The sequence below is a fragment of the Shinella zoogloeoides genome (assembly GCF_022682305.1).
Taxonomy (GTDB): domain Bacteria; phylum Pseudomonadota; class Alphaproteobacteria; order Rhizobiales; family Rhizobiaceae; genus Shinella; species Shinella zoogloeoides_B.
On the sequence record NZ_CP093528.1, the window covers coordinates 3,870,723 to 3,883,055 of the forward strand.

Annotated in this window: 12 protein-coding genes; 2 read left to right on the forward strand and 10 right to left on the reverse strand. The window is 67.0% G+C overall.

The genetic code is table 11. The annotated features are described in order from the left end of the window. The first annotated feature begins 242 nt into the window (after nucleotides 1-242). Nucleotides 243-1,430: a hypothetical protein gene (locus MOE34_RS19210; protein WP_242218966.1), complete on the forward strand. Its 1,188-nt coding sequence runs from the start codon at nucleotides 243-245 to the stop codon at nucleotides 1,428-1,430. Here the strand turns inward: MOE34_RS19210 and MOE34_RS19215 are convergent. From MOE34_RS19215 to MOE34_RS19250, 8 genes are read right to left on the reverse strand one after another with little or no spacing between them, the layout of a single operon-like run. Continuing rightward, complete coding sequence (locus tag MOE34_RS19215; RefSeq protein ID WP_242218968.1) at nucleotides 1,420-2,433, reverse strand: succinylglutamate desuccinylase/aspartoacylase family protein; 1,014 nt, start codon at nucleotides 2,431-2,433, stop codon at nucleotides 1,420-1,422. The genes MOE34_RS19210 and MOE34_RS19215 overlap by 11 nt on opposite strands. Before the next feature lie 2 nt (nucleotides 2,434-2,435). Then, entirely contained in the window at nucleotides 2,436-2,780 is a 345-nt protein-coding gene (locus tag MOE34_RS19220; protein ID WP_242218969.1) for a RidA family protein, read from the reverse strand. 26 nt (nucleotides 2,781-2,806) lie between these two features. Further along, on the reverse strand, nucleotides 2,807-4,120 hold the full coding sequence (locus tag MOE34_RS19225) for an alanine racemase (RefSeq protein WP_242218971.1): 1,314 nt from the start codon (nucleotides 4,118-4,120) through the stop codon (nucleotides 2,807-2,809). Then, a complete protein-coding gene (locus MOE34_RS19230; protein WP_242218973.1) occupies nucleotides 4,113-5,048 on the reverse strand; it encodes an amidohydrolase family protein in 936 nt (311 codons plus the stop codon). The genes MOE34_RS19225 and MOE34_RS19230 overlap by 8 nt, the downstream gene beginning before the upstream one ends. Further along, complete coding sequence (locus MOE34_RS19235) at nucleotides 5,045-5,986, reverse strand: ABC transporter permease (RefSeq protein WP_242218975.1); 942 nt, start codon at nucleotides 5,984-5,986, stop codon at nucleotides 5,045-5,047. Before MOE34_RS19235 ends, MOE34_RS19230 begins: the two co-directional genes overlap by 4 nt. Then, nucleotides 5,983-6,948: an ABC transporter permease gene (locus tag MOE34_RS19240; RefSeq protein WP_242218976.1), complete on the reverse strand. Its 966-nt coding sequence runs from the start codon at nucleotides 6,946-6,948 to the stop codon at nucleotides 5,983-5,985. The genes MOE34_RS19235 and MOE34_RS19240 overlap by 4 nt, the downstream gene beginning before the upstream one ends. Then, nucleotides 6,945-8,453, reverse strand: coding sequence for a sugar ABC transporter ATP-binding protein (locus MOE34_RS19245; RefSeq protein WP_242218977.1), 1,509 nt, complete (start codon nucleotides 8,451-8,453; stop codon nucleotides 6,945-6,947). Before MOE34_RS19245 ends, MOE34_RS19240 begins: the two co-directional genes overlap by 4 nt. A 21-nt stretch (nucleotides 8,454-8,474) precedes the next feature. Then, nucleotides 8,475-9,545: an ABC transporter substrate-binding protein gene (locus MOE34_RS19250; RefSeq protein ID WP_242218978.1), complete on the reverse strand. Its 1,071-nt coding sequence runs from the start codon at nucleotides 9,543-9,545 to the stop codon at nucleotides 8,475-8,477. A gap of 219 nt (nucleotides 9,546-9,764) precedes the next feature. Between MOE34_RS19250 and MOE34_RS19255 the strand changes: the two genes are divergently transcribed. Then, nucleotides 9,765-10,538, forward strand: coding sequence for an IclR family transcriptional regulator (locus tag MOE34_RS19255; RefSeq protein WP_242218980.1), 774 nt, complete (start codon nucleotides 9,765-9,767; stop codon nucleotides 10,536-10,538). Between the two features lie 6 nt (nucleotides 10,539-10,544). Here MOE34_RS19255 and MOE34_RS19260 read toward each other — a convergent pair whose 3' ends face one another. After that, nucleotides 10,545-11,759 carry a TIGR03862 family flavoprotein gene (locus tag MOE34_RS19260; RefSeq protein ID WP_242218982.1) on the reverse strand — a complete coding sequence of 405 codons (1,215 nt, stop codon included), beginning with the start codon at nucleotides 11,757-11,759 and terminating at the stop codon, nucleotides 10,545-10,547. 77 nt (nucleotides 11,760-11,836) lie between these two features. Beyond that, nucleotides 11,837-12,304, reverse strand: coding sequence for a hypothetical protein (locus MOE34_RS19265; protein WP_242218984.1), 468 nt, complete (start codon nucleotides 12,302-12,304; stop codon nucleotides 11,837-11,839). Nucleotides 12,305-12,333: the final 29 nt, after the last annotated feature.

Consider the following 12,333-nt stretch of genomic DNA (forward strand, 5'->3'; position numbering starts at 1 on the left):
CACATGACGGCTCGGCGCATATTTCAGGCTGCCTGCGGCTGCGCAAGCCCTGCAATGGCGAGAAGCTACGCCGCCTCTTGTCAGGAATCCCTCCGGTTCGCGACATCCAATGCGTCGAAAATGCCAAGAGATGCGATCCGCTTTCCGCAAAAGCCGGAATCGATGGCGCGCAGGTAAATTCCCGCTAGACACTATTATGGACGCATGTTCTACATAATGGACAGATTTGACCGGAGCACATCATGCATCTTTCCATGTGGACCTATCCCTGGGACATTCAGGACCAGGGGCTCGAAACGCTCGCCGCCGACCTTGTCGGCCGCGCCGGGCTGAACACGGTCAGCATGGCGACCTCCTATCATGCCGGGCGCTTCCTGCAGCCGCGCAGCCCGCAGCAGAAGGCCTATTTCCCGGAAGACGGCACGATCTATTTCCGCCCGGACGAAAGCCTCTGGCAGGGCAAGGAAATCCAGCCGCTGGTGGCACAGAACCTGATCGAACGCGGCGACATGCTGGAGGCGCTGACCAGGGCGCGCGCGACGACCGGCCTCAAGGTCTCCTGCTGGACGGTCTGCCTGCACAATACCCGCCTCGGCACGCTGCATCCCGATCATGTGACCCGCAACGCCTTCGGCAACGCCAACTATTACAATCTCTGCCCCTCCAGCCCGGCGGCACGCGACTATGTCGTGACGCTCGTGCGGGACATCACGGCGAACTACAAGCCGGACATGCTGGAGCTGGAAAGCCCCAATTTCATGGGTTACGCCCACGAGCATCACCACGAGAAGGACGGCGTCGGCCTCAATGCCGAGGACGATTTCCTGCTCTCGCTCTGCTTCTGCGATCATTGCACGGCGCGGGCGCAGAAGGCCGGCATACCCGTTGAGGCCGCGCGCAAGACCGTGGCGCGCTTCATTGCCGAAACCTGCGAGCGGGCCGTGCCGGAAAGGCAGTTCGCCGATTTTCCCGACGCCGGCATCGACGCCTTCCGGGCCTATCCCGAACTGCACGCCTTCCTCGCCTGGCGCACCGAGCCGGTGACGAGCCTGATCGGCGAGATCAAGGCGGCCGCAGATCCGGCGACACGCATCGTGCTGATCGACCTCAAGGACGCCTGGCTGGGCGGTGTCGATCTCGACGCGGTCGGCAAGCTTTGCGACGGAGCGATCCTCTGCTGCTACGACATGACTCCGGAAACCGTGGGCGACGTCATCCGGGCCGGCCGGGCGATCCTCGGCCCGGACAAGTTCCTCGGGCTGGGGCTGCGCGTCTTCTATCCGGAAGTCGACGGCCCGGAGATCCTGACGGCACGCGTGAAAAACGCCGTCGAAGCGGGCGTCGACGGCGTCAATTTCTACAATTACGGACTTATTCCGGCCAAACGCCTCGACTGGGTCGGCGAGGCGGTCGCGGCCATCAGCCGCTGATCGGCTCGGCCACCTGGATCAGGCAATCGCCCGCCTGGCTGTCGGTGTGCAGCCGGTGGGAGATGACGATGCCGCCCTCGGCAAAGCGTAGCGCTTCCTCGGGCTGATCCAGCCGTTCAAGATCGTGATACCAGCCGGCAAGATCGCCAGCGGCAACGCGCGCGCCGAGCGGAACGGCCGGCTCGAACCAGCCGCGCCGGTTGGCATAGATGCCCTGGCTGTGCCGCGACAGGGAGAGAAGCTGCAGTTCCGGCGAGGCGGGCAGCGCCTGCCGCGAGAGAACCGGCCCCTCCGCAATGCCGAGCGCCACGAGCAGCCGGTCGATGGCCGCCGCCGTGAAGGCCATGCTGTCTGGTGTCACCGTGCCGCCGCCGCCGAATTCGCCGGAAAGGCCGATTGTGCCTGCCCGGCCCGCCGCGCCCATGGAGGTCGGCGCCGCCGGGCCGTTATCGGCGATGAAGGCATGGGCCGCACCCATGGCACGCATCAATTCCAGCGAGCGGGCGAAGCGCGCCGGATCGGCCTGCCGCTCGATAAGCGTGCAGGCGAGATGGGCCATGGAGGTGCCGCCCGAATGCAGGTCCAGCACCGCATCGTGCTGTGGGAAAAGCACATGCTCCAGGAAGTGGGCGAGGCGCGCCGTCGGCGTGCCTGCGGGGTCGCCCGGGAAGGCGCGGTTGAGATTGCCGCCGTCGAAGGGCGAGCAGCGCCTGGCCGCCATCACCGCCGGCAGGTTCGCCATGGGCAGGATGGTGACGACGCCACGGATTTTTGCAACATCGAGCAGCCGCATCAGCCGGCCGAGCTGCAGCTCGCCCTCATACTCGTCGCCGTGATTGCCCGCCATGAGCAGGAGGCTCGGCCCCGCGCCGTTCTTCAGGCGCAGGATCGGGATGCGGATCTGGTAATAGGGCGAACGGTCGATGGAATAGGGGATGGCAAGGTGGCCGTCCTGCCGGCCCTCGGCCGCAAAATCGATCGGGTTGACGACGCCGCTATGCATGGTCAGAGCGCCGCGACGGCGGTCATCTCGACGCGCAGGTCCGGATCGGCAAGGCGTGCCTCGACGCAGGCGCGGGCCGGCGGGTTCGCCGGGTCGATCCAGGTATCGTAGACGCTGTTCATGGCGTCGAAATCGACGATGGCGGGCAAGAAGACGTTGACGGCGAGGAGCTTCGAGCGGTCCGTGCCGGCTTCCTTGAGCAACGCGTCGATCTTGCCGAGCACGTCGCGGGTCTGGTCCTCGATGCCGGCCTTGCGGTTTTCCGCGACCTGGCCGGCAATGTAGACGAGACCGCCATAGGAGACGGCCTGGCTCATGCGCGAGCCCTTCTGGTAACGCTGGATCATGGTGTTTTCCTTTCGTCCTGGGAGGATCAGCCGAAGCTGGTGAGGTAGGCCGTCACGACCTGGTGGTCGGGGTCGAGGCCGTAGAGGATGGCGTGCCGGTCGAGGCAGGTGCAGGGGTGGGAAATGCCGAACTCCACCACATCGCCCACGGCGACCGCACTGCCGGCGGGAAGGGCGACGAAGGCGTGCTGGTCGTTAAGGCGCAGCACCTCGGCACTGGTGAGGTCGGCGGCCTTCGCGCCGTCCCGGTAGAGCGCCAGCGGGCGCGGCAGGCCCTGGTCGATGGCGACGTCGCGCAGGCCCATGCCGCAGATGGCAAGGCCGGGCTCCGGCAGCGACAGGACTTCCGCCCAGACGCGCAGCGCCGGCTGGAATTCCCGCGCCACCGAATGGACCTTGCCGCCGAAGCGGAAGCCTTCGCGCGCATCGAGGCCGGAAAGGCCACGCTCGTAGACGCCGTGATCGTGGAAGAAGATCGCCCCGCTGCGCAGGATCAGCTTGCAATCGGGATCGGCCGAAACGGCTGCGGAAAGGCCGGCGACGACACGGTCGAAGAAGACCGAACCGCCGGCGGTGACGAGAAGCGGCCGCTCCTTGCCGATCCGGGCGCGCACTTCGGGCAGGAAGGCGGCGGTCAGGGTGACGAGGCCGTCGATGCGGCGCAGCGTCTCCGCCGCATCCGCTGTTGCGGCCGCGCCTTCATAGGCGGCGATGCCGGTGAGCTTGAAGTTCGGGCTTTCCGCCGGAAGGATCACGTCGAGGATCGCGTTCGCGGCGTCAGCGCTGCGCGCCCCGGCGCGGCCGGCGCCGAACTCGACCAGCAGGCCCAGCGGCGGCAGGTCGCTCCGCTCTCGCCATGCGGCGACGAGCGCTTCGGCGAGCGGCACGGAATCGACGAAGATATGCACCTCGGCCGAGGGATAGCCGGCCAGCAGGGCGGCGAGGCGGCGCGCGGCGGCGGGACCGCCGATCTCGTTGGCGAGGATCAGCCGGCGCTGGCCGGCCTTCAGCATCACGGCGGCCTGCCTTATATCGGCGACCGTCGTGCCCCAGGCCCCGGCGGCCAGCAGCGCGCCGGAAATCGCCGTCGACATGGGCGTCTTTGCATGGGGCGCGATCTCGACGCCGTGATCCCTCACATAGGCCATCATCAGGTCGACATTGGTGGCGAAGGCCTGCTGGTCGAGCGAGATCAGCGGCAGCGCCATCTCGCCGTCATAGGGCTTCCAGCCTTGTGCGCCGATGGCGTCGAGCGGCAGGGGGGCATGGCCCGGCGGAAAGCCGCGGATACGGTCGTCGATGACGGGATTGCCGGTTCCGGTGGTGTGAAGGTCAGACATGGTGCTCTCCCATCCCGAGACGGTAGGTCTCGTTCGCGGTGGTGAAGAAAAGGGCGCGCTGCTCGTCGAGCGACAGGGATGCAGCCGCGTTGCGGAAGACGCCGTAGACCTCGTCGAAGGTGGCGTGCAGGCCGGCGACCGGGAAATCGCTGGCGAACATCGACCGCGACGGGCCGAAACAGTCCAGGCAATGGTCTATCACCGCGCCGAGGCTTTCGGGCGTCCAGTCATTGTCATAGGCGACGAGGTCGGAGATTTTCAGACGGGCATTCGGCTCCCCGCCGAGCGCGCGAAGGCCCTTGCGCCAGAGCGCCATGCCTTCCGCGCTGCGGTCGGCCGGGCTGCCGCCGTGATTGAGCACGAAGAGCGTATCCGGGAAGGATCGCATGAGATGCAACGCCTCCTCCATCTGCCAGGGATAGAGCATGAGGTCGAAGACGAAGCCGAGGCGGGAGAGATGGGCAAGGCTCGCCCGCCAGACGGGATCGGCCATGCGGTGGGCGCGCGGCGCGAAGCTCTTGGCAGGCTCGGGGTGCCAGCTCACGATGTCGCGGATGCCGACGACATCGGGATTTGCCGCCTCCGCTTCGAGGAGGCGAAGGGCATCGGGGCTGTCGAGTGGAACGCGGGCTATGTAGCGCCGCGCGACGCCCGAGATACGGTCGAGGCCATTCAGCCAGCGGGTTTCCTCCAGCGGGTGATCGTCGGACCAGCCGGCTTCCACATGCACGGTGGCGACGATGTTCTGGTTCGCGGCGTCCGCCAGATAGTCCTCGATGCCGTAGTCCCTGAGGATCGGCGCGAGGCTGCCGAACACCATCTCGGTTCCCTCGCCGCGCGCCTTTTCCAGCCAGGGATGGCGGTTGAGCGAAAGGTCCCAGAGATGGTGGTGCGGGTCGATGACCGGCCCGCCGTAGCGCAGCGTCATCGCCGGGCCTCTCGGCCGGAAATGAGCAGGAGCGCCAGGATCAGCGTGCCGAACATGATGGAGCGCCAGCCGGGCGAGGCATTGACCACCGTGATCAGCGCCGTCGTGGTGACGAGCAGGATCGCGCCCGGAATGGTGCCGGCATAGGTGCCGCGCCCGCCGAGGATGGACGTGCCGCCAAGCACCACGGCGGCGATCGACGTCAGGAGATAGGGATCGCCGATGCCGACATAACCCTGCCGGTTCATGCCGAGCACGAGAATGCCGGCAAGGCCCGCGAAGAAGCCCGAGAGCGCATAGAGGACCAGCGTGTTGCGCGTGATGCTGACGCCCGAGAGGCGCGCGGCGAGCGGATTGGCCCCGATGGCGAGGAACCGCGCGCCGATGGGCATGCGGTGGATCAGGATGAGCACCACGGCCGAGACGGCGAGCCAGAGGAGGACGCCGGCGGGAACGCCGAGCGGGCGCGCCTGCCCGAGCAGGATGACGGCCGGGTTGCTGACCGTGACGGCGCTGCCGCCGGCGACGATGACGAGCAGGCCCTGCAGGAACGTCGCCATGGCAAGCGTCATGATGATCGGCGGCACGCGAAGGTAAGCGGCGCCCGCGCCGTTGAGGAAGCCGATGCCGGTGGCGATGGCAAGCACGAGGGCGATGCCGACGAGGCCGGTCGGATCCCAGGCCGGCGAGATGATCGGCAGGAGGATCGCCGTGACGGTGATGACCGCGCCGACGGAGAGGTCGATGCCGCCCATCAGGATGACGAGCGTCTGGCCGGCGGCGGCGATGCCGATGACGGCGGCAAGCTCCAGCAGGTAGCGCAGGTGCCCGTAGGCGCCGAAGCCGCGCAGCGTGAGGCCGGCGACGAGCCAGACCAGCGCCACGAGCACGAAGGTGAGGAGCGGGGGATTGCGGAACAGGGAACGAGCGGCATTCATCGCCTTGCCCTCCATTGTGCGAGCAGTTCCGGAACGGCGACGGCGCCGACGATGATCAGCCCCTGCGCGACATATTGCGCGACCGGCGGAAAGCCGAGGAAGAACATCACGTTGATCATGACCGAGAGCAGCAGGCTGCCGCAGATCGCTCCGCGCATCGTGCCCTTGCCGCCGAGGAAGCCGACGCCGCCGAGCACGGCCGCCGCGATGGAATTCAACGTGAAGGGCGTGCCGATGACCGGATCGCCAGAACCCGTCTGGGCTGCAACGAAGAGACCGGCAAGCGCGGCGAGCAGGCCAGACAGCGCGAAGGCGACGATCTTCACCCGCTCGACCGGCACGCCGGAGCGGAAGGCGCCCACGGGATTGTCGCCGGCGGCATAGATGCCGAGACCGAGGGGCGTCGCAAGGAACGCCTTCCAGAGCACGAGGACGACGACGAACAGCAGGAAGGCGACGGGCGTGTGGCCGGCGAGCGTGTTCGACAGCCAGCCGGGAATGAAGCCGCCCGGGCGCGGCAGGAGGATCAGCGCGACGCCGGTGATGATGAAGGAACCGGCAAGCGTGACGATGATGGCGGGGAGCCTCAGATGCGCGACGATGACGCCGATGACGGCGCCGATGGCAAGCCCGGTGACGGCGACGGCCAGGAAGCCGCCGGGCACGCCGAGCGCCGTGCCCATGGTGGTCGCGGCAATGACCGCGCCGAGGCTGACGAGCGGGCCGATGGCGAGCGTGATGCCGCCGTTCAGCATGAGTAGCGCCTGCGCCATGGTGACGAGGGCGAGCGGGAACCAGTTCTGCGTGAACTTGGAGAAGCCGCCGACCGAGAGAATGCCGGGGAAGAGCACGGCATAGAGGATGAGGAAGGCGGCGACGACGAGATAGAGGCCGCCGAGGCTGCGGTTACGGCGGCGCTGGATGGCGCCGTAGAGCCAGCCGGAGGATGAAACAGCGCTCATGCGGCCGCTCCTTGTGTGTTGACGCCCATGGCCGCGCCGACGATGGCCTCTTCGGTGATCGCCGTGCCGGACAATTGCGCGGCGACGCGCCCTTCGCGCAGCACCACGACGCGGTCGCTGAGATGCACGAGCTCCGGCGTGTCGGAGCTGACGATGACGATGAGCCGGCCTTCGGCGGCGAAGGCGCGCAGCATGTGGTAGATTTCGCGCTTGGTCTCGATGTCGACGCCGCGCGTCGGATCGTTGAGCAGCAGCACGGACGGATCGAGCGGCAGCCACTTGGCGAGCGCCACCTTCTGCTGGTTGCCGCCCGAGAGCGCCTGCACCGGGCGGGCGACATCGCCCTTGATGGTGAGGCGGCGGGCGAGATCGGCGATCAGGTTCGTCTCCGCCGCCCGATCACGCAGGCCGCCGCGCGCGAGCCGGCCGAGCGAGGGCAGGATGAGGTTGGAGGCGATGGAATGGGGCAGAACCAGCCCCTCGTGCTTGCGGTCCGCCGGCACATAGACGAGGCCGGCGGCATTGGCCGCGCCGACATGGGCGGGAAGGCCGGGCTTGCCGGAAACTTCCGCCTTCGCGGCCCGGGCCGGAATAGCGCCGTAGAGGCCGAGCAGCAGGTCTTCCTGGCCCTGCCCCACCAGTCCGCCGATGCCGACGATCTCGCCGGCCCGCGCGGAAAAGCCGATGTCACGGACGAGACCGGCGGAAAAGCCTTCGACGCTGATGCGCAGCGCGCCCGGGCTGGAAACGGCGCGCGGCGGGAAGAGATCGCCCGTCTCGCGCCCGACCATCAGGCGTACCAGCCCCTCGCCGTCGATGCCGGAAAGCGACTGGTCGGCGGTCACGCCGCCGTCCTTCAGCACCGTGACGTGCGAGCAGAGCGCCTGCACCTCGTTGAGGCGGTGGGAGATATAGAGAAGCGCGGTGCCGCGATCCCTGAGCGTCTCGATGAGGCGGGCGAGAATGCCGGCCTCATGGGCGGAGAGCGAGGAGGTCGGCTCGTCGAGGATGAGCACGCGCGGCTTGCGGTAGAGCGCCTTGGCGATCTCCACCATCTGGCGGCGGCCGAGCGCGAGATCCGCGACCGGCATGTCGAGCGGTTCGGTGAGGCCCACCATGTCGCAGACCTCCCGCACGCCGCGGTGAAGCGCGGCATAGTCGATGAGGCCGAAGCGGCGCGGGAAGGCGCCGAGGCCGATATTCTCGGCGATCGACAGGTCGGCCGTCAGGCTCAGCTCCTGCTGCACCACGGCGATGCCGGCCGCGCGGGCGGCGGCCGGGCTGAAGCGCCCGACCGGCTTGCCGTCGACGACGATGGCTCCGCTATCCGGCTGGAGGGCGCCGGAGAGAAGGTTGATCAATGTGGATTTTCCCGCACCGTTCTCTCCGAGCAGGGCGTGAACCCTGCCCGGAAGAAGGGCGATATCGACGCCCTTGAGAACCGGATTGCCAAAAAATCCCTTGAACACCTGCCGGGCTTCCAGCAGGGGTTTTGCATCCGTCATGACGGCGTCCTCGGGTCGGAATTACTGGGCCAGCAGCTTGTCGAAAAGCGCCTTGTCGTAATCCGAGTAGATGTAGCCGTCGGCCGGGAACTGATCGGCGCGGGCGAGGTAGCCGTCGATGGTGCTGTCGTCGATGACCGGCAGCGGCACCTTGATGAAGGCCGGAACGTCCTTGCCTTCGAGCGCCTGGACGGCCGTGTAGACCGAGAGCGCGCCCAGCCAGTTCGGCTGCATGGTGGCCCAGCCCTTCAGGCCCTTTTCCTTCCACAGTTCCAGGAACTGGCGGGCGTTCTCGCCGGTGATCGGAACCTGCTCGCGGCCCTGGCGGTCGAAGGCCATGACGGAGCCGGCCGAAAGCGCGCCGCCGAGCGAAAGCACGCCGTCGATTTCCGGATTGGCGAAGAGGAGGCTGGTCATGGCTTCCTGCGCCGGGGCGGCGTTGTATTCGGTGTTCGTCTCGGTGATGATTTCGAGACCCGGATTGGCTTCGAGAACCGGCTGGGCGCCCTTGCGGCGGTCATCGCTGACGGAAATGCCGGCCGGGCCGTTCATGACAATGATCTTGCCCTTGCCGCCGAGCTGGTCGGCGAGCCACTTGGCGGCGCCCGCGCCCCATTCATTGGAATCGGTGTTGATCTTCGCCGTCACCTTGTCGGTGTTGACGAGGCTGTCGAAGTTCACGACGGCGATGCCCTTGTCGCAGGCATCCGAGATGACGCGGTCGAGCGCGTTGGACGAGCCGGCGATGACGACAATGGCGTCGACATTGGCGTCGATCATCGACTGGATGTGCTGGATCTGCGTCTGGGCGTTGCCCTGCGCGTCCGTGATCATCAGGTCCTTGACGAGGCCGGCCTTCTTCAGCTCCTCGACCTCGGCGGCGATGGTGCCTTCGGTCTGCTTCATCCAGGTCGGTACGGAATAGATGTTCGCCCAACCGACCGTATAGGGCGCCTTGCGATCACCCTTGATGCAGTTTGCGGCGGCAGACGCCGTGCCGGCGGACATGGCGAGAAGCGCCGCAGCAGCCGCGGCACCGGCCAGAAGGCGGTTGCGCAGCGTGGTGGACGAGCGGTTTGCAGAATTCTTCATGGTGTTCCCCTTTTTGTGGCCAGCGTTCGGGCTTGCCATCCGTCATTGTCCAATATAATGTACAAATGATCTTAATAATGGACGCCGTGATCTTATGCCGATTTTTCCGGCCTGCAAGAGGGGGCGGGAAATTTCGTCCGGCCGGGACCAGCGTACGGATTGACAGACGGGACGGCGGGTATGAGAAGCTTGGCCGACGACAGCCGAGGAATGAATGCGATGGATGCAATTGCCGACGAAGCAGGGGGAAAGCGCGCCCGCGGGCTGGACCGCGCGTTCGAGATCCTCGATTTCCTGCGGCAGAAGCGACAGGCGCTGAAACCCAACGAGATCGCGGCGCAGATCGGCGCGCCGCGCTCCTCGGTCTATGAACTGGTGAACCTGTTGCTGCGCAACGGCATTCTGGAATTCACCGGCGGCGAGGGCCGCGTCTATCTCGGCCGCAAACTCTATTTCTTCGGCGCGGCCTACGAGAACCATTTCGATTTCACCCGCGAATGCGAGGCGGCGCTGGAAAGGCTGGCCGACGAGACGCGCGAGACGGCGCAGTTCTGCATGCTCGACGGCAACAAATACACCGTCGTGCGCATGCGTGAGGGCGCGCGGCCCTTCCGCATCTCCACGGATATCGGCCAGTCCGTGCCGATCCCGTGGACCGCCTCCGGCCGCCTGCTGGTCGCCCATATGACGGACGAGGAAATCCTCGCCTTCATCCCGCCGGAGGATTTTCGTCTTCCGGGCGGCGAATGGCTGGAACCGGCGGCCTTCCTTGCGCAGGTGCGCCAGGCCTGGCGCGACGGCTTCTTCACCTTCGACAGCATCGTCGACAGCTTCACACATTGTTTCGCCGTACCGGTCATGGACGACGGGCACGCCGCAGCTACGCTCTGCCTCGTCGCTCCGCGCGCCGATGGCATCGCCAACCGTGACCGCTACCTCGAATCCTTGAAAATGGCCGCCGCCGGCCTCAGCCACGCGCCAAGGCGGGGCTGACCCGCGCTATCCAGTACCATCGCATAGCCAGCGATCCATGCCTTCGGCCGCTGCGCGCCCCGTGGCAAAGCACGCCGTCAGAAGGTAGCCGCCGGTCGGGGCTTCCCAGTCCAGCATCTCGCCGGCGACGAAGACACCCGGCATCGCCTTCAGCATATAGCCCGCGTCGACGGCATCGAAGCCGATCCCACCCGCCGAGGAAATCGCCTCGGCGATGGGCCGCGGCCGGACAAGGGAAAGCGGCACGGCCTTGATCGCCGCCGCAAGGCTTTCCGCGCCGAATGTCGATGCCCCGGGCACACATTCGCGCAACAGCGCCGCCTTGACGCCATCCAGCCCCGCCGCCTTGCGCAGACGCGTGGAAAAACTGGCCTTACCGCTCTGCCGGGCGAGGTCCCCGGCAAGCCGCTCATGGCTCCGCCCCGGCGCAAGATCGAGCACGAGGGTCGCAGCGCCCGCCTGCTCCAACGCATCGCGCAGAGCGGCGGAATGGGCATAGACGAGGCTGCCCTCGATGCCGGTTTTCGAGATGACGAACTCGCCCGGGATCGTGCCGGCGGCCGATTGCGCCGTGACGCCCTTGACCGGCGCGCCGGCGAAGCGCTCCACAAGGAAAGGCGACCAGTCCACGTCGAATCCGCAATTGGCGGGACGGAAGGGCGCGATCCCGACACCCCGCTCGGCCAGCTCTTCCACCCACGCCGCATCCGACCCGAGCCGTGGCCAGCTCGCTCCACCGAGCGCCAACAGCACCGCATCGAATGCCAGCACCACCGCGCCCTCCGGCGTATCGACCCGAAGACCATCCGGCGCAAAACCCGTCCAGCGATGGCGTACGCGGATATCGACACCCTGTTTCCCCAGCCGTGCCCGCCAGGCGCGCAGCAGGGGCGAAGCCTTCATGACGGTCGGAAACACCCGGCCGGAAGTACCGACGAAGGTTTCGGTCCCCAGTTCCGACGCCCAGGTGCGAAGATCGTCCGGCGTGAAGGCATCGAGTGCGGCGCGCAGCCGACCGTTCGCCGCACCGAAACGAGTGGCGAAGCGCTCATAGGGTTCGGAATGCGTGATGTTGAGACCGGATTTTCCGGCGAGCAGGAACTTGCGGCCCACGGTCGGCATCGCCTCCAGCACCGTAACGGCATGGCCGCGCGCCGACAGCACGTCCGCCACCATCAGCCCCGCCGGCCCACCGCCGACAATCCCGATCCGCTTTACCATCCGCCCGTGCCTCGAAACTCTTTGCCCCCTCATAGAGCGTCCGCGGCGGCTTCGCCAGCGGCACGTGAAAGGGCCGGTCAGCCGGCCGGCGGCATGTATCTCCGCGTGAACGGCACGCCGTTGAAGGTGTGCGTGCAGCAGGCGCAACCCGGCTCCATATGTTCCACCCGCAAATCCGGATCCACCATTTGAAGCCGTCCGCCCGCATCGACGAACAGGCCGGAATAGTAGGCATTTTCTCCGATTCGTACGAAAGGCGTCTTCTCCGCCTCGGATCGGGCGACTATCCAGAAGACCGGTTCGTCCCTGTCGAGCCGCGCCACCACCTCGGCGAAGACGGCACCCCACTCCTCTCCGACCCGCGACAGCAGAAACTTGAAGAGCGGCGTATAATCGCGCCCATGGTGCTGCTTGCCGCGCATGGCCCCGTCATGCGTCCGGTCCTCGCGCCGCCGTGACCAGCGGTATTCGCCGCCCGAGCCATGGCGCACGCCATGGGTCCGCGTGTTGACGCTTCGATAGAGCGGCTTCTTTCGGTCCATCATCCCCCACGATATCCCGATGCGCCGGATGG